Genomic DNA, 17,004 nt, shown 5'->3' with positions numbered 1-17,004 from the left:
CTGTCACATGCGTCTCTTCTCCAACCCCTGGCTGTCCGCGCTGCCCACGCTGGCACTCGGGCTGGCCGCCGCCCTGCTCTGCACCGCGCTGCACACCCCGCTGCCGTGGATGATCGGCCCGCTGCTGGCCGTGGCCGCCGCGCGCATGGCGGGCGCCGACCTGCGGGCGCCGTCGCAGGCCCGCAATGCGGGCCAGTGGGTGATTGGCGCGTCGCTCGGGCTCTACTTCACGCCGGACGTGGTGGCGCGGCTGGTGGAGTACCTGCCCTACATCATTGCCGGCTCGCTGTTCGCGCTGGTGCTGGGCGCGGGCGGCGCCATCCTGCTGCGGCGGACCACCGGCGTGGCCTTCAAGACCGCATTCTTCTCCACCGCCATCGGCGGCGCCTCGGAGATGGCCAACCTGGCCGAGCGCAACGGCGCGCGCATCGACCAGGTGGCGGCCGCGCATTCGCTGCGGGTGCTGATGGTGGTGGTGACCGTGCCTGCGATCTTCCAGTACGGCGGCATCCACGGGCTCGACCCCTATATCCCCGGCCCGCGCGTGGTCAGCGCGCCGGGGCTGCTGGCGCTGGTCGCGATCACGCTGGGCGTGGCGCTGCTGGTCAAGCGGCTGAACATGCCCAACCCGTTCGTGATCGGCACGCTGCTGGCGGCGGCGGTGCTGACCGCGTCCGGGATCGAGCTGTCGGCCATCCCCACCTGGATGAGCCGTGCCGGCCAGCTGCTGATCGGGGTCTCGCTGGGGGTGCGCTTCTCGCGCGAGTTCCTGCATACCGCGCCGCGCTTCCTGTCGGGCGTGGCGCTGTACACGGTGATCGCACTGGTGGTGTCGGCGCTGTTCGGCTGGGGGCTGGCGGCGCTGTCGGGCGCGCACCCGGCCACGGTGATCCTGGGCACCACGCCGGGCGGCATTGCCGAGATGTGCATCACCGCCAAGGTGCTGGAGGTGGGGGTGCCGCTGGTGACCGCGTTCCACGTGATCCGGATGGCCTTCGTGGTGCTGGCCACCGGCCCCCTGTATCATTGCCTCAAACATCGCGTCGCGCCGGAGGAGACAGAGTAGCGGTCCGCCACAGGACGGCTACGGTGCGGCCAGCCAGAACCAGGAGCGCCATGTCAGAAGCCGCACCGCAATTCAGCCTCACCGATATCGACGCCACGCTGGAGCGCGTGCTGGCGCCATGGGTGCGCCAGCTCGGCCTGCGCGCCGAAGCCGTCGATGCCCAGGGCGTCACGCTGCGCCTGCCGTTCAGCGAATCGTTCCGCCATGCGGGCGGCGTGGTCTGCGGCCAGGTGCTGATGTCCGCCGCCGATACCGCCATGATCGTCGCCGTGGCCAGTGCGCTGGGCGCCTTCCGCCCGATGACCACGGTCTCGCTCACCACCAACTTCATGCGCCCGGTGATCGACGGCGACGTGCTGGTGCGCGCCAACGTGCTGCGGCTGGGCAAGACTGTGGTGTTCGGCGAGATCGAGCTGACCGGCACCGACGGCAAGCTGGCGGTGCAGGCCACCACCACCTACGCCCTGCTCTGATCCCCTCGCAACGCCAGCGTTCATGACATCCGGCCACGCCAATCCCTTCGACCAGATCGTCTTTGCCGGCGGCGGCAACCGCTGCTGGTGGCAGGCGGGCTGGTGGGACACGGTCGCGCCGGAACTGCAGCTGCGCCCGCGCGTGATCGCCGCGATCTCGGCCGGCGCGGCGACGGCGTGCATGGTCTATGCGCACGACTCGCACCAGACCATGGACTACTACCGCGAGGTGCTGTCCAACAACCGCCGCAATGCCTACTGGGGCAACCTGCTGCGCAATGAGCGCGTGTTCCCGCATTACGGCATCTACCGCACCGCGCTGCTGACGATCTTCGCCGACGGGCGCCTCTCGCACCTGCAGCAGGCGCCGGAGATCCGCATCGGCGTGGCCCATATCCCGCGCTGGAGCGGCCCGCGCTTGGCGGTGGCCGCGGGGCTGCTGGCGTACAACATCGACAAGCATGTGCTCAAGACGCTGCACCCGCGGCTGGGGCGCAAGCTGGGCTTCCGGCCGGAGTTCGTGCGCGCGCAGGACTGCGATTCGCCCGAGCAGCTGGCCGACCTGCTGCTGCAGTCGGCCTCCACGCCGCCGTTCACGCCGGTGCTGCGCCGCGGCGGCCGCCCGGTGCTGGACGGCGGGCTGGTTGACAACGTGCCCGTGGACGCGCTCGATGCCACCCCGGGCAATGTGCTGGTGCTGGTGACAAGGCTGTATCCGCGCCCGCGCCGTTTCGTGCTTGAGCAAGGCGGCCAGCGCCGCCTGTACCTGCAGCCCTCGCAGCGCGTGCCGATCTCGAGCTGGGACTACACCCAGCCCGATGCCATGACGCACGCCTACGAGCTGGGCCGCCGCGACGGGGAAACTTTCCTGCGCGAGTGGCCGTCGATCCTGAATACCGAACTGCGGCCCGCTGCCTAGTTTCTTGTTTGCTGGCGCTGGCCTGATTGTTGTCGATGCGGCCCGCGTGCCGCGACAGGAGGCATGGATGACTAAGCGCCAGACAACCCCCGCCGGGGCCAAGGAACCGCGGCGCGCCCGCGAGGTCAGCGCGGCGCCGCCGGTGGAGCAGGTGCCGCGCGTGCGCGACGGCCGCACGCGGCGCAACGACAAGGTGCGCAAGGCAGACCTGGTGGTGATCGGAGGCGGCTCGGGCGGCGTGGCCTGCGCGCGGCGTGCCGCCGCCCACGGTGCACGCGTGATCCTGGTCGAGCGCGATGCCATCGGCGGCACCTGCGTCAACCGCGGCTGTGTGCCCAAGAAAATGCTGTCCTACGGTGCCGGCTGGTCGGCGATCCTGTCGGGCTGCCTGTCGCACACCGGCGGGCATGAGGACTGGCGCGACGCCATCGTCCGCGTCAACGCCGAGGTCGCGCGGCTGAACGCGGGCTACACCCAGCGCCTGCACGAATCCGGCGTGGAAATCCTGCGCGGCGACGCACTGGTCACCGGCAAGGACGAAGTGCGCGTCGGCGACGAGACCATCCACGCGCGCCGCATCCTGATCGCCACCGGCGCGCGCCCGCGAGCGCTCGAAGTCCCGGGCGGCGAACTGGCCGCCAGTTCCGACGACGTCTTCACCTGGCAGACCGTGCCGGGTTCGATCGCGGTGATCGGCGGCGGCTACATCGGCGTGGAGCAGGCCTCGATCCTGTCGCGCTACGGCGTCAAGGTAGACCTGATCGTTGCCGGCGACCGGCTGCTGCCCCACTTCGACCACGACATCTCCCGGTCGCTGGCCGAGGCACTGACCGCGCGCGGCGTGCGCCTGCACCTGAACGCCAGGGTGCACCTGCTGAGCCAGGCCAACGGCGCGGTGGAAGTGTGCTACCGCCCCACCGACCGCCCCGGCCAGACCGAGGCCGTGCGCGCGCAGGCCGCGCTAGCGGCGATCGGGCGCATTTCCAACGTGCAGGGCTTCGGGCTGGAGGCGGTTGGTGTGGACTTTGGCGACAAGGGCGGCATCCGCGTGGACCGCCAGTTCCGCAGCAACGTGCGCGGCATCTACGCGCTCGGCGACGCCATCGACGGCCTGCACCTGACCCCGGTGGCCACCGCGCAGGGCCGCTGGCTGGCCGACCGCCTGTACGGCCGTCGCGGCGAACGCGCCGATTTTGACTTCGTGCCCACCGCGGTGTTCTGCGAGCCGGCCATCGGCGCCGTGGGCCTGACCGAGGCCCAGGCAATCGAAGCCGCCGGCAAGCCCGAACGCATCCGCACCGTGGTCAAACGCTTCGTCTCGCTGGAAAACCGCTTTGCCGGCACCTCCCACCAGTCGATGTTCAAGCTGGTGCTGAATGCGCGCAGCGGGCGCGTGCTCGGTGCGCACCTGATGGACGACGCCGCGCCCGAGATCGTGCAGACGCTGGCGGTGGCGCTGCGGCTGGGCGTGCGCGAATCGCACCTGCAGACCACGGTGCAGTTGCATCCGACGGTGGCGGAGGAATTATACGGTTAGGGGTTATTCGCCGATGGGCAGCTTCAGCACCGCGCGCACGCCGGTGCCCTGCAGCCCATCGCCAAGCTCCACCGTGCCGCCAAACCGCGCCGCCATCTCGCGCGAGATCGCCAGCCCCAGCCCGGAGCCCGGCTCCGCATTGCCCACACGCCGGTAGAAGCGCGCGAAGACCTTTTCGCGCTCTTCGGCCGGAATGCCCGGCCCATCGTCTTCCACCACCAGGCAGGCGGTCTGGTCGGCGCGCGTGGCCGACAGCGTGATGCGGCTGCCGCGCGGCGAGTACTGGATCGCGTTGTGGACCAGGTTGGCCAGCGCCTCGCGCAGCAGCGCGGGGTCGGCGCGCACCGGCAGCTTCAGCCCCGGCACCGGCTCCCAGCCGAAGTCCTGCTGCTTGCCGCGCGCCAGCGGCAGGTAGTCCAGTGCCACCTGCTCGGCCACGGTGACGGCGTCGATGATGTCGATGCCATCGGCTTCCTGGGCGGCTTCGCCGTGGTGCTGGCGTACCCGCGCCAGCGCCAGCAGCTGGTTGGTCAGGCGCGCGGCCTGCTCCAGCTGGGTGACGATGCCGCCCACGGCTTCGCCGGCGGCCTGGCGCGCGGCCTCGGGGTCGGGCGCGCGCAGCTGGCGCTGGGCGTATTCGGCCTGGGTCTTCAGGATGGCCAGCGGCGTGCGCAGCTGGTGCGCGGCGTCGGCGATGAACTGGGCCTGCGACTGCGCCATCGCGGCCGAGCGCGACACATGCAGGTTGACCGCGTCGACCAGCGGGCGCACCTCGGCGGGCACGCGCTCGAACGTGAGCGGGGCCAGGTCGTCCGGCGAACGCGCTTCCACGTCGTCGCGCACGCGCGCCAGCGGGCGCAGCACGTAGGTGACGCCGCCCACCAGTATGCCGGCGCTCAGCAGGATCAGCAGCAGGTCGCGCGCCAACGCGCTGCGCCAGACCGTGCCGATCAGCGTGGTGCGCGGCTCGGCGGTCTCGGCCACCTGGATGATCACGCGCATGCGCGCGTCCGGGCGGTATACCGGCCGCGCCATGGCGGCGATGCGCACGGCCTCGCCCAAGTATTCGGCGTCGTAGAAGCGCGGCTGGTTGTTGACGAGGGTGCCGGCAGGCAGCGGCAGGTCGTTGTAGCCGGTGACGGTCTCGACCTGGCCGGCGCGCTCGGTCGACACGCGGTAGAACACATGGGTCTGCGCCGCGGTCTCGAACATCTCCATGGCGGCATCGGGCAGGGTCAGCTGGACGTTGTCGCCGGCCATGCCGATGGCACTGTCGATGGCGCGGATCGAGCCATAGAGCGAGCGGTCATAAGCCGTGTTGGCGGCGTCGCGCAGGGTGCCGTAAGTGAGCCAGGTGTCGATCGCCATCATCGCCGCCAGCGCCGGCACCAGCAGCAACAGCAGTTGCCGGCGCAGGCTGCCGCGGCGCCAGGACGGGACGCGATGGCGCCGCGCCATCTTCAGCGCCCGGCCTCGGGCTCCAGCAGGTAGCCGAAGCCGCGCAGGGTGACGATGGTGACGCCGTGCCCGGCCAGCTTCTTGCGCAGCCGGTAGACCAGCACCTCGATCGCGTCGGGCGAGACATCGGCGTCGAGCGAGAACACCTTGTCGAGCAGCTGCGCCTTGGTCAGCGGCTGGCCGCTGCGTGCCAGCAGCGCGCCCAGCAGGGTCGATTCGCGCGGGGTCAGCGCCAGCGGGGCGCCGTCCAGCGTGAAGCTGCGGGTCTCGCCGTCGAACACCAGCGTGCCGCACTGCAGGCGCGGATGCGCGCGCCCGCGGCTGCGGCGGATCAGCGCCAGCAGCCGCGCTTCCAGCTCGGCAATGGCAAAGGGCTTGGGCAGGTAGTCGTCGGCGCCCAGGTTCAGGCCGCGCACGCGTTCGTCCAGCGTGTCCTGCGCGGTCAGGATCAGCACCGGGGTACGGTCGTCGCGCGCGCGCATGGACTTGAGCACGGCCAGCCCGTCCTTGCCGGGCAGGCGCAGGTCGAGCAGCACCGCGTCGTATTCCTCGGCCTGCAGGCGGGCCTCGGCCTGCAGCCCGTCGGCGACGTGCTCGATCACAAAGCCGCCCTGCTCCAGCGCGCGGGTGACCCAGCGTGCCAGTTCGACTTCATCCTCCACCAGCAGGATGCGCATGCCGGTCTCCTCCTCTGCCGGTTTGGTCCATGTTTCGGTTGCGGCGGCGGAAAACGTCCGGATAACAAGGTGCAGCACCGATGGAGCGTGCCCGCCGCGGGCGCCTATAATACCTCCGCCCCGCTGGTCCCGGCGCGTGTTGTCCGTGCGCCCGCTCCCTTCCACAGGCAGTTCTTCCGTTTCCGACCACCGTGCCCACGCGTCCACCCCCGCCGTCCCTGCCGTGCGCTTGCGAGCCGCCTGCCTCGGGGCAGCGCCGCCGCCTGCTGGGCGCATCGCTGCTGGCCGGCGCCACCTTGCCGGCCGCGTGGCCCCTTCATGCCCAGTCTAGGCCCCCGGCGCCGCCGCCGGGGTATCCGTCCGGGTATGACGCCACCATTGCCGGCGCCATGCGCGAAGGCATGGTCACGGTCTATGCATCGACCGACCTGAAAGTGGCGCAGCCGCTGATCGCCGCGTTCGAGGCGCGCTACCCGGGCGTCCGCGTGCACTACCAGGATCTCAACACGATCGAGCTGAACCAGCGCTTCCTGGCCGAGACCGCGGCGCTGGGCGGCAAGCGGCCCGCGCCCGATGCGGCCTTCGCCGACGTGCTGTGGAGCACGGCGATGGACCTGCAGATCAAGCTGGTCAACGACGGCCATGCGCAGCGCTACGCCTCGCCCGAGCGCGCCGGCCTGCCCGGCTGGGCGGTGTGGCGCGACGAGGCCTGGGGCACCACCTTCGAGCCCGCGGTGATCGTCTACAACCGCCACCACCTGGCCGGCATGCGCCCGCCGCGCAGCCGCAGCGGGCTGGCGCGGCTGCTGCAGGAGCACGCGCCGCGCTGGCATGGCAAGGTGGTGACGTATGACGTGGAGCGCTCGGGCGTGGGCTACCTGCTGGCGCAGCAGGACGCACGCATGGGCAGTGAGTTCTGGTACCTGGCGCAGGCGCTGGGGCGCGCCGGGGTGCAGCTGTCGGCGTCCACTGCCGAGATGATCGAGCGCATCGCCAGCGGCGAGCTGGTGATGGGCTACAACCTGCTGGGTTCGTACGCGCTGTCGCTGATGGAGCGCGGCGCGGCCATCGACGTAATCGCCCCGCGCGACTACACGCTGGTGATGTCGCGGGTGGCCTTTATTGCCCGGCGCGCGCCGCGGCCCAATGCGGCGCGGCTGTGGCTGGACTATCTGCTCTCGCGCGAGGGCCAGGCGCTGCTGGCCAAGTCCACCTCGCAGCTCTATACCATCCGCACCGATACCGACAGCGTGCACACCGCGGCGGCATTGTCGGAGCGGCTGGGCTACGCGCTCAAGCCAATCAGCGTCGGCCCGGGCCTGCTGGCCGCGCAGGACGCGATGCGCAAGCGCGCATTCCTGGCGCGCTGGCGCGAGGCCATGCGCGGCTGAGCGCGAAGCTCAGGGGACCAGGTCGCCGGTATCGAGCCCGCCCGGCTGGGCGTTCGGGCAGGCCTGCTGGCACAGCGTGGACAGTTCCCGGTCCAGCGCCGCCATCGGGCGCGGCACGTAGCCGTGGCGCAGCGCCGATGAGAACTTCAGGGTATCGATAAAGGCGTCGGACATGCGCTCGGCGTTGGCGTCGAGGTCGAAGTCCTGCGGCGAGAACAGCCAGTGCGCCAGCACCCCGCCGATGGCGGCATGGAAGGCATTGACGGCCAGGTCCAGGTCCAGGTCGGCGGGCAGCTGGCCGCGCTCCAGGGCCAGGCGCAGGTGCTCGCGCATCTTGATCAGGCCTTCCTGGTGCGACTGGCGCTGGCGCTCGAAGATGGCGCCGTTGTCCTGCACCATTTCACACTTGTGGAAGATGATCTCGAACACCCGGCGCCAGCGCGGGTTGACCACGGTCTGGCGCATCACATAGGCGCAGATGTCGCGGATGCCGCCCAGCGGGTCTTCCTGGCGCGCGAGCCGCTCGGGGTCGCACAGCGCTTCCACGGGCAGGTTGACGCGGTCGCACATGGCGGCGAACACATCGCTCTTGTTCTTGAAGTGCCAGTAGATCGCGCCGCGCGTGACACCCGCCGCCTCGGCGATGTCGGCCAGCGACGGGCGTGCCACGCCGCGGGCGTGGAACACGGCTTCGGCCGCGTCGAGAATCCGGTGGCGCGTTTCAAGCGCCTCTTCCTTGGTACGTCTGACCATTTTTGTCTCTGGTGCCGGCGGCATGACGAGATGGAGCCGTCATGGCCAGCCTTGTTGGTTCTCCCTGGTGCGGCCGCTGAGGCAGCCGCACGGGCCGGCGCATGCGCCGGCGGGTCGTTGTCGTCACATGCCAATGTGCTTGCAGCCTGCGAGCCGACACGACGGCGCGCATCCTAACCCGAGCCGGCGGTTTGCGCCGTGATTCCGAACGGGTAGCACGCAATTCGGACCGACCGGTTGGGTTTGACCGGGCTCGGGATCCGTATTGCCGCGGCCTCGCGGCGCCGGTTGTGCGCCGAAAGGCCCTTCTGCAACATCAACTTAACATACATGCTTGAATGTATATATAATACGCGCTTGCCCGGCATTCGGCCAGCCGCCTTCTGTGACATACCCAGCACAGCTGGCAATCCCTGCCGCCGGCCAGTCGGTCATGAATCCAGTCGTTACATAAAAGCCGCCGTTCGTCGCATTTGACATTGCGACGCCGCGATTTGTGGCTAGCATCACGCTTTTGTCCGCCGCAAACCGTGCGGCGGGCTGTGTCGTTTCCGTTTGTCGGATGACAGGTCGGGACGATGCGGCAGATCTCAAATTGCCATCATGGGGTTATCGATGAGGAAGTCCCAACGAATCCGTTGCGTTGCAGCCTATGCACTAGCGGCGCTGTCTGCCGTGGCGCTTGTTGCCTGTGGCGACAAGAAGGCCGAAGGCGGCCCCCCGCCCCCGCCGGAAGTGGGTGTGGTGACCGTGACGCCGTCGCCGGTCGCCGTCGTCAATGAACTGCCGGGCCGCCTGGAAGGCATCCGCACGGCCGAAGTGCGTGCTCGCGTCGAAGGCATCGTGCTGTCGCGCAACTACACCGAAGGCGGCGAAGTGAAGGCCGGCCAGGTGATGTTCCGCATCGACCCGGCACCCTACCAGGCCACGCTGGCTTCGGCCCAGGCCGCGCTGCAGCGCGCCGAGGCCAATGCCGTGTCGGCGCGCCTGAAGGCCGACCGCTACAAGCCCCTGGTGGCCGTCAACGCGGTCAGCAAGCAGGAGTACGACGACGCCGTGGCCTCCGCCGGCCAGGCCAATGCCGACGTGGCTTCGGCCAAGGCGGCGGTGCGCACCGCCCAGATCAACCTGGGCTACACCACCGTGACCGCACCCATCAGCGGCCGCGCCGGCCGCGCGCTGGTGACCGAGGGCGCGCTGGTGGGCAAGGGCGAGGCGACCAAGCTGGCGCTGGTGGAGCAGGTCGACCCGATGTGGGTCACCTTCACCCAGCCGGCCTCGGAAGTCACGCGCCTGCGCCGCGCCATCGAGTCCGGCATGGTCAAGGGCATGAACGGCGGCGCCAAAGTGCACCTGTATGTCGAAGACGGCCGCGAGTACGAACAGACCGGCAAGCTGCTGTTCTCTGACATGACCGTGGACCCGACCACCGGCGCGATCACGCTGCGCGCGCAGTTCCCCAACCCGAAGCGCGAACTGCTCTCGGGCACCTTCGTGCGCGTGAAGATCGAGCAGGGCGTGGATGAGAACGCACTGACCGTGCCGCAGCGGGCGCTGATCCGCGGCGCGCAGGGTGCCAGCGTGATGGTGGTGGGCACGGACGGCAATGTCGCGGCAGTGCCGGTCAAGGCGCCGCAGGCCATTGGCGACAGCTGGGTGGTGACCGAAGGCCTGAAGGGCGGCGAGAAGGTGATCGTCGAGGGCCTGCAGAAGATCAAGGTCGGTGCGCCGGCCAAGGCCGTGCCGTTCAAGCCGGCCGGGGCCTCGGCACCGGCCGCGGCGACGGCCTCCGCGCCGGCGGCGCCGGCCTCGGCCCCCAAGGCCGAGGGCCCGCAGCAAGCCAAGTCTGACGCCAAGCAAGGCTGAACCCTGCCGTACCAACCAATACGGCAAATACGGCTAGACCGCTAGACCAAGAGGGAGCCAGTTTTATGGCCAAGTTTTTTATCGACCGGCCGGTGTTCGCGTGGGTGCTCGCGCTGATCATCATGCTGGGCGGCATATTGGCGATCCTGCAGTTGCCGATCGCACAATATCCGAACATCGCCCCGCCGACGATCTCGGTCACCGCCACCTACCCGGGTGCGTCGGCCAAGACGCTGGAGGATTCCGTCACCTCGGTGATCGAGCAGGAGCTCAACGGCGCCCCTAACCTGCTCTACTACAACTCCACCAGCGAGTCGTCCGGCCTGGCGAGCATCACCATCGCCTTCGCGCCGGGTTCGAACGTCGACCTGAACTCGGTCGAAGTGCAGAACCGCCTCAAGCGCGTGGAAGCGCGCCTGCCGGCTGAAGTGCGCCAGCAGGGCGTGCGCGTGGACAAGGCCGGGAACAACTACATGATGTTCCTGACCGTGTCGTCCAAGTCCGGCACGGCTGACGCGATCCAGCTCGGCAACTATGTCTCGGCGCAGGTGATCGACTCGATCCGCCGCGTGCCGGGCGTGGGCCAGGCCGACCTGTTCGGCACCGAGTACGCCATGCGGATCTGGCTGGACCCGGCCAAGCTGACCGGCTACAACCTGACCCCGACCGACGTCACCGCCGCGGTGGGCGAGCAGAACATCCAGGTCGCCGTGGGCGAGCTGGGCGGCACGCCCTCGCCCAAGGGCACCGAGCTCAACGCCACCGTCACCACCGAAAGCCGCCTGACCACGCCTGAGCAGTTCGGCAACATCCTGCTGCGCACCAACCCGGACGGGTCTTCGGTGCGCATCAAGGACGTGGGCCGGGTGGAGCTGGGCGGCGCCGATTACTCGACGCTGGCCCGCACCAACGGCAAGCCGTCGGCGGCCATCGCCATCAAGCTGGCCCCGACCGGCAACGCGCTGGCCACGGCCACCGCGGTGCGCGCCAAGATGGAAGAGCTGTCCAAGAACTTCCCGGCGGACTACCAGTACTCGGTGCCTTACGACACCTCGGCCTTCGTCAAGATCTCGATCGAGGAAGTGATCAAGACCCTGCTCGAAGCCGTGGTGCTGGTGTTCCTGGTGATGTACCTGTTCCTGCAGAACTTCCGCGCCACGCTGATCCCGACGCTGGTGGTGCCGATCGCGCTGCTGGGTACATTCGGCGCGCTGCTGGCGTTCGGCTTCTCGATCAACGTGCTGACCATGTTCGGCATGGTGCTGGCCATCGGTATCCTGGTGGACGATGCCATCGTGGTGGTCGAGAACGTCGAGCGGATCATGAGCGAGGAAGGACTCTCGCCACGTGAGGCCACGCGCAAGGCCATGGGCCAGATCACCGGCGCCATCGTCGGCATCACGCTGGTGCTGACCGCGGTGTTCATCCCGATGGCATTCTTCTCGGGCTCGGTGGGCAACATCTACCGCCAGTTCTCGCTGTCGCTGATCTCGTCGATGGCATTCTCGGCGCTGCTGGCGCTGACGCTGACCCCGGCACTGTGTGCGACGCTGCTCAAGCCCGTGGAAGCCGGCCATCACCATGAGAAGACGGGCTTCTTCGGCTGGTTCAACCGCACCTTCGCGCGTTCGGCCACCAGCTACCAGGGCGTGGTCGCGCGCATCCTCAAGCGCTCCGGCCGCTACCTGATCATCTACGCGGTCATCATCGTCGGCGTGGTGGTGCTGTTCAAGCGCCTGCCGTCGTCGTTCCTGCCCGACGAAGACCAGGGCTACATGATCACCGTGGTGCAACTGCCCAACGGCGCCACGCAAGACCGTACCATCGGCGTGCTCAAGCAGATCGAGGACTACTACCTGCAGAAGGAAAGCAAGGTGGTGGACCAGATGATCACGGTGGCGGGCTTCTCCTTCTTCGGCCGCGGCCAGAACGGCGGTATCGCGTTCGTGCGCCTGAAGGACTGGAAGGAGCGCACCGGCGACGGCGAGACCGCGCAGGCGCTGGTCGGCCGTGCCTTCGGCGCGCTGTCGTTCATCAAGGACGCGATTATCTTCCCGCTCAACCCGCCGGCGATTTCCGAGCTGGGCAACTCCTCGGGCTTTGACTTCCGCCTGCAGGACCGCACCGGCCAGGGCCACGCCAAGCTGATGGAAGCGCGCAACATGATGCTCGGCATGGCCGCGCAGAGCCCGGTGCTGATGGGCGTGCGCCCCGAAGGCCAGGAAGATGCGCCGCAGCTGCAGATCGACATCGACCGCGAGAAGGCCAAGGCGCTCGGCGTCACGGTGGCCAGCATCAACTCGACGCTGTCGATTGCGTTCGGCTCGAACTACGTCAACGACTTCATCTATGAAGGCCGGGTGCGCAAGGTGATCGTGCAGGCAGAAGGCTCGGATCGCCGCCTGCCAGACGACCTGACCAAGCTGCGCGTGCGCAACAGCAACGGCGACATGGTGGCGTTTGCCGCGTTCGCGACCTCCAAGTGGGTGATGGGCTCGCCGCGCCTAGAGCGCTACAACGGCATGCCGGCGGTGAAGCTGGCGGGCCAGGCCGCGCCGGGCCGCAGTACCGGTGAAGCCATGCGCGTGATGGAAGAGAACTTCGCCAAGCTGCCGCCGGGCTTCGGCTTCGAGTGGTCCGGCCAGTCTTATGAAGAACGCCTGGCCGGCTCGCAGGAACCGATCCTGTACACGCTGTCGCTGATCATCGTGTTCCTGTGCCTGGCCGCGCTGTATGAAAGCTGGTCGATCCCGTTCTCGGTGCTGCTGGTGGTGCCGCTGGGCGTGCTCGGCGCGCTGCTCGGCGTGACGCTGCGCGGCATGCCCAACGACGTGTACTTCAAGGTGGGCCTGATCGCTACGATCGGCTTGTCGGCGAAGAACGCCATCCTGATCGTGGAATTCGCCAAGGACCTGCAGGCGCAGGGCAAGGGCCTGATCGAAGCCACGCTGGAAGCGGTGCACCTGCGTTTCCGCCCGATCCTGATGACGTCGATGGCGTTCATCCTGGGCGTGCTGCCGCTGGCGATCGCCACCGGTGCGGGTTCGGCCAGCCAGCGCGCCATCGGTACCGGCGTGATTGGCGGGATGATCACCGCCACGGTGCTGGCGATCTTCCTGGTGCCGGTCTTCTTCGTGGTGGTGCGCAAGCGCTTCAAGGGCAGCAAACGCCAGCGCATGCTCGACCAGAAGTGGCACGAGCCGAAAGAGGAAATCTGAATATGACCAAGACTCTGACCACACTGCTGCTGGTGGCCGGCGTTCTGACGGGGTGCACGCTGGCCCCCCACTATGATCGCCCTGCCCCGCCGGTGGCAGACAGCTTCCCGGTGGCGCCCGAGGGCTACGCCACCGCCGAGGCGAAGAGCGGCGAGACCCGCCGCGCTGTCGACATCGGCTGGCGCGAGTTCTTCCGCGACCCGCGCCTGCAGTCGCTGATCGCGACCTCGCTGGAAAACAACCGCGACCTGCGCACCGCCGCGCTGCGCATCGAGGAAGCGCGCGCGCAGTACCAGGTGCAGCGCGCCGACCTGCTGCCGACGGTGAACGCGAATGCTGGCTATACCCGTGCCAGCACCAACGCTGCCACGGGGGTATCGGTTCTGGGCCAGCCTGCGGTATCGCAAGTCTACTCGGCCAGCCTCGGCATCTCGTCCTACGAGCTGGACTTCTTCGGCCGCGTGCGCAGCCTGTCGAACGCGGCGCTGGCGCAGTACTTCTCCACCGAAGAGGCGCATCGTTCGGCGTATATCTCGCTGGTGTCGGAAGTGGCCAAGGCCTACCTGTCCGAGCGTTCCTTCGCCGAGCAATACGAGATTGCACGCGACACACTCAAGGCGCGCGAGAGCACCTATGGACTCGCCAAGCAGCGCTTCGACGTCGGCGCCACGTCCGCCCTGGACCTGCGCGACAACGAGTCGCTGGTGGCCCAGGCGCGTGTCGCCGCCGCGCAGCTCGCACGCCAGCGCGCGCAGGCGCAGAACGCGCTCGAAGTGCTGGTGGGCAAGCCCATCGGCAGCATCGAGAACCTGCCCGAGCCGATGCGCCTGTCCGACGAACGCATCATCAGCGATATTCCCGCGGGCCTGCCTTCGGACCTGCTGGAGCAACGCCCGGACATCCGCCAGGCCGAACAGCAGTTACTGTCGGCCAATGCGAATATCGGCGCGGCACGCGCGGCGTTCTTCCCGCGCATCACGCTGACCACCAGCATTGGCACGATCAGCCCGACGTTCTCGAACCTGTTCGATGCCGGCACTAAGGCGTGGTCGTTCGCGCCGCAACTGACGCTGCCGATCTTCGACTATGGCCGCAACAAGTCCAACCTGGACCTGGCCAATGTGCGCAAGAACATCCAGGTGGCCAACTACGAGAAGACCATCCAGACGGCCTTCGCGGAAGTGGCGGATGCGCTGGTGGCGCGCGGCACGCTGGAAGACCAGGTGGCCGGCCAGGAAGAAGTGCGCAATGCCGAAGCCGCGCGCTACGAACTGGCGCGCGTGCGCTTCCGCAGCGGGATTGCCAGCTACCTGGACGAGCTCGATGCGCAGCGCCAGCTGTTCACCGCCGAGCAGGCGCTGATCCAGGCGCGGCAGCTGCGGCTGAACAACGCGATCGACCTGTACCGGTCGCTGGGCGGTGGTTTGCAGGAGAGCAGTCCGGTGGCGCAGCAGGGGACGCCTGCGCAACAGGGGACGGTGACGCAGTAAGGGTTGCCGCTTGCCGTTGCAGCAATAAAAAACGACGCGCTCAGGCGCGTCGTTTTTTTCTTTCAGCGTCAGAACTTATACGAAGCCGCCAAAAAGAACACCAGCGGATTCGGCTCCAGCTTGGTCTTCGACGTCGACAGCACGGTCCCGTCGGACGCCTTGATCGTCATCGTCGACGTCGACTTCAGCGGGATATAAGTCACCGCCGCCGTCACGCCCCAATGCTCGTCAAAGTTATAAGTGCCACCGATATTGAACACCGGCGCCCATGACGACGACGCATCCGCACTCACCGAAGTCGGCCCCGGGATGCCCGCCCCCGCCGCCAGGATCGCGCCGAGGTTGTTGTTGACCGAACTCGCAAACGCCGGATTGACCTCGATGTTGGTAAAGAAGTTGTACGACACCCCCACCCCCAGGAAAGGGCGGAAACGCGTGCCCGGATCCAGGAAGTGGTACTGCACCATCGCCGCCGGGCTCCACTGCCGCGCCTTGGTGATGATGGGGTTCAGCGCGGGGTCGCCCAGGCTCTGGCGGCCGAGCGCGCCGGCCGGGCCCGGCGGAATCAGTTCGCCGTGGCCGTAGATCTTGAACTCCGGCGGGATGCCGCCCACCGCGGTGACCGCGATATGGTCGGTGACGAAGTGGCTGAAGGTCAGCCCCAGCGTATCGGCATTGGACGACGACAGGCTGCTGCCCGGCGCGGTGAAGGTGGACGGCAGGCCCAGCGGGTAGTTGATCGGCACGTCCAGCAGCGACGTGGTCAGCGGACCGCTCTGGCCATGGGTCTGGATATGGAACCAGCCGGCGGATACCACGTTGTCGCCCTTCTTCTGGGCATGGGCAGGCAGGGCGATGCTGGCCAGCGCGGCCAGCATCAGCGTGAGCGTGAGGCGTATGGTTTTCATCTTGTGTCCCCCGGCAGTGGATGTCTCTGTATGGTCGAATCGTGGTGCAGTGGCCCGGGCTGCAATGGCCCGGGCCTGGTAGCGTGCCTACTGCACGAATGCGCCGACGGTGAAGTACGGGCCGCTGTCGCGCTGTTCCAGGAAGCCGAACACGCCGCCGGTGAACATCAGCTTGCCGGTCGGCGCCGAGCCTGCAGGCGCCTCGCGCCGCGACGTGCGGACCACGCCGGGCACCTGCTGCGAGAAGTCCAGCCGGTACGGGATGGCGAGCGACGCATCGTGCGGCCGGAACGGATCCATCATGGTGGCCGCGGCGCCGACCAGTGCCGTCACGCGGTAGTTGAAGTTGCTGTCGACGCCGACGTATTCGCCGTTGACCGTGCCTTCGGTGACCGCCACCGCCGGCGCCATCATGCCGATGCCGATCTCGTCGTCGGCACCAAGCGGGCCGTTGGCGAGCGTGTCATTGGCATAGCCCACGCGGATCATGATCGGCACCAGCTGGCCGCGCAGCTTGCCCACGATCAGGTAGGCCTTGCCCAGCGTGCCGCCCAGCGTGGGCGGCTGGCTTTCGGCCTTGTAGTTGGTCGACAGCAGCGCGCCGTTGGCCTGCGGCACGAAGTTGTTGCCCTTGCGCTCGCAGGTGTTGGTGGCGTTGTCGCAGACGGTGAATGACCCATCGGCAGCCAGCGCCATGCGGTAGTCCTGCGCCACCAGCTGGAACTGCTTGGACGGCACCTCGTGGAAGCCCGTGCCGTTGTACTGCCCGGCAATCTTCGACAGGTCGGTCTCGGTCTGCGCGAAGCCGATGAACTGGAAGTACGGGAAGGTGGTGTCAGGCACCGCGCCGGCGCCCAGCACGCCGTTGAACTGGATGCGCGCGCCCGGGATGGTGCCGCCCACCACGCCTTCGCCGACAAAGAGCTTGGCCGGGCGGTTCGGATCGAGGCTGGCGCCGCTCAGCTCGAACGCGCACTGGTTGAGCTTCTCCGTCGGCAACCCCGTCTCTGCCTTCAGCGTGCCGCGCATCACGTTCTGCCCGTTGGTGGGGTCGCTGCGCGTGGGCTGCACGGTGCCGGTCTGGCGCGGCACGGAAGAATCGAGGAAGGTCACCTGCCAGGTCTTTTTGGTGGTGTCGATCTGCACCTTCACCAGCTCGCCGGAGCCGGTGCCGCCGGTGAAGGTGGTGGTGTAGTCGAGCGATGCCGGGCACAGCCGCGTCTGCACCGCGGCCGGCGTGGACGGCGC

General features: G+C 68.4%; 12 protein-coding genes and 1 pseudogene. 8 read left to right on the top strand and 5 right to left on the bottom strand.

From position 1 onward, the window contains the following. The first annotated feature begins 7 nt into the window (after positions 1-7). The 4 genes from CF68_RS09865 to CF68_RS09850 all read left to right on the top strand — a co-directional run bounded on the left by CF68_RS09865 (position 8) and on the right by CF68_RS09850 (position 3,995). Positions 8-1,066, top strand: coding sequence for an AbrB family transcriptional regulator (locus CF68_RS09865; RefSeq protein ID WP_035817959.1), 1,059 nt, complete (start codon positions 8-10; stop codon positions 1,064-1,066). Between the two features lie 50 nt (positions 1,067-1,116). Then, positions 1,117-1,539, top strand: coding sequence for a PaaI family thioesterase (locus CF68_RS09860; protein WP_035817956.1), 423 nt, complete (start codon positions 1,117-1,119; stop codon positions 1,537-1,539). A 22-nt stretch (positions 1,540-1,561) separates the two neighbouring features. Then, positions 1,562-2,458, top strand: a complete 897-nt coding sequence (locus CF68_RS09855; protein ID WP_035817953.1) for a patatin-like phospholipase family protein — start codon at positions 1,562-1,564, stop codon at positions 2,456-2,458. Positions 2,459-2,525: 67 nt separating this feature from the next. Continuing rightward, the gene (locus CF68_RS09850; protein ID WP_035817952.1) at positions 2,526-3,995 is read left to right on the top strand and encodes an NAD(P)/FAD-dependent oxidoreductase; all 1,470 of its coding nucleotides are present in this window, start codon (positions 2,526-2,528) and stop codon (positions 3,993-3,995) included. Positions 3,996-3,998: 3 nt separating this feature from the next. Here CF68_RS09850 and CF68_RS09845 read toward each other — a convergent pair whose 3' ends face one another. Then, the gene (locus tag CF68_RS09845; protein ID WP_035817951.1) at positions 3,999-5,453 is read right to left on the bottom strand and encodes a sensor histidine kinase; all 1,455 of its coding nucleotides are present in this window, start codon (positions 5,451-5,453) and stop codon (positions 3,999-4,001) included. Positions 5,454-5,455: 2 nt separating this feature from the next. Continuing rightward, positions 5,456-6,130, bottom strand: a complete 675-nt coding sequence (locus CF68_RS09840) for a response regulator (RefSeq protein ID WP_035817950.1) — start codon at positions 6,128-6,130, stop codon at positions 5,456-5,458. A gap of 296 nt (positions 6,131-6,426) precedes the next feature. On the opposite strand from CF68_RS09840, the gene CF68_RS09835 reads away from it, so the two are divergent. After that, positions 6,427-7,521 (top strand): ABC transporter substrate-binding protein, encoded by a 1,095-nt coding sequence (locus CF68_RS09835; protein ID WP_200872546.1) that lies wholly within the window; start codon positions 6,427-6,429, stop codon positions 7,519-7,521. A gap of 9 nt (positions 7,522-7,530) precedes the next feature. On the opposite strand, the gene CF68_RS09830 is transcribed toward CF68_RS09835, so the two are convergent. Further along, positions 7,531-8,274, bottom strand: coding sequence for a TetR family transcriptional regulator (locus CF68_RS09830; RefSeq protein WP_035817949.1), 744 nt, complete (start codon positions 8,272-8,274; stop codon positions 7,531-7,533). A 615-nt stretch (positions 8,275-8,889) separates the two neighbouring features. Here CF68_RS09830 and CF68_RS09825 point away from each other — a divergent pair. The 3 genes from CF68_RS09825 to CF68_RS09815 all read left to right on the top strand — a co-directional run bounded on the left by CF68_RS09825 (position 8,890) and on the right by CF68_RS09815 (position 14,848). Further along, positions 8,890-10,140, top strand: a complete 1,251-nt coding sequence (locus CF68_RS09825) for an efflux RND transporter periplasmic adaptor subunit (protein WP_035817948.1) — start codon at positions 8,890-8,892, stop codon at positions 10,138-10,140. A 65-nt stretch (positions 10,141-10,205) separates the two neighbouring features. Next, positions 10,206-13,358, top strand: coding sequence for an efflux RND transporter permease subunit (locus CF68_RS09820; RefSeq protein ID WP_035817947.1), 3,153 nt, complete (start codon positions 10,206-10,208; stop codon positions 13,356-13,358). A 2-nt stretch (positions 13,359-13,360) separates the two neighbouring features. After that, complete coding sequence (locus CF68_RS09815; RefSeq protein WP_035817944.1) at positions 13,361-14,848, top strand: efflux transporter outer membrane subunit; 1,488 nt, start codon at positions 13,361-13,363, stop codon at positions 14,846-14,848. 68 nt (positions 14,849-14,916) lie between these two features. Here the strand turns inward: CF68_RS09815 and CF68_RS09810 are convergent, their stop codons facing one another. Beyond that, entirely contained in the window at positions 14,917-15,756 is an 840-nt protein-coding gene (locus CF68_RS09810) for an OmpW family protein (RefSeq protein WP_035817942.1), read from the bottom strand. Between the two features lie 87 nt (positions 15,757-15,843). Beyond that, a pseudogene (locus CF68_RS09805) lies at positions 15,844-17,004 on the bottom strand (DUF2957 domain-containing protein); the annotation flags it as partial.

The sequence above is a fragment of the Cupriavidus sp. SK-4 genome (assembly GCF_000611125.1).
GTDB classification, from domain to species: Bacteria; Pseudomonadota; Gammaproteobacteria; order Burkholderiales; family Burkholderiaceae; genus Cupriavidus; species Cupriavidus necator.
This window is presented reverse-complemented; position numbering and strand designations above follow the sequence as displayed.

Coding starts and splice junctions, on each gene's coding strand:
- CF68_RS09840 (WP_035817950.1), bottom strand. CDS start 6,130: ATGCGCATCCTGCTGGTGGAGGATGAAGTCGAACTGGCACGCTGGGTC.
- CF68_RS09845 (WP_035817951.1), bottom strand. CDS start 5,453: ATGGCGCGGCGCCATCGCGTCCCGTCCTGGCGCCGCGGCAGCCTGCGC.
- CF68_RS09830 (WP_035817949.1), bottom strand. CDS start 8,274: ATGGTCAGACGTACCAAGGAAGAGGCGCTTGAAACGCGCCACCGGATT.
- CF68_RS09865 (WP_035817959.1), top strand. CDS start 8: ATGCGTCTCTTCTCCAACCCCTGGCTGTCCGCGCTGCCCACGCTGGCA.
- CF68_RS09810 (WP_035817942.1), bottom strand. CDS start 15,756: ATGAAAACCATACGCCTCACGCTCACGCTGATGCTGGCCGCGCTGGCC.
- CF68_RS09860 (WP_035817956.1), top strand. CDS start 1,117: ATGTCAGAAGCCGCACCGCAATTCAGCCTCACCGATATCGACGCCACG.
- CF68_RS09825 (WP_035817948.1), top strand. CDS start 8,890: ATGAGGAAGTCCCAACGAATCCGTTGCGTTGCAGCCTATGCACTAGCG.
- CF68_RS09850 (WP_035817952.1), top strand. CDS start 2,526: ATGACTAAGCGCCAGACAACCCCCGCCGGGGCCAAGGAACCGCGGCGC.
- CF68_RS09820 (WP_035817947.1), top strand. CDS start 10,206: ATGGCCAAGTTTTTTATCGACCGGCCGGTGTTCGCGTGGGTGCTCGCG.
- CF68_RS09815 (WP_035817944.1), top strand. CDS start 13,361: ATGACCAAGACTCTGACCACACTGCTGCTGGTGGCCGGCGTTCTGACG.
- CF68_RS09855 (WP_035817953.1), top strand. CDS start 1,562: ATGACATCCGGCCACGCCAATCCCTTCGACCAGATCGTCTTTGCCGGC.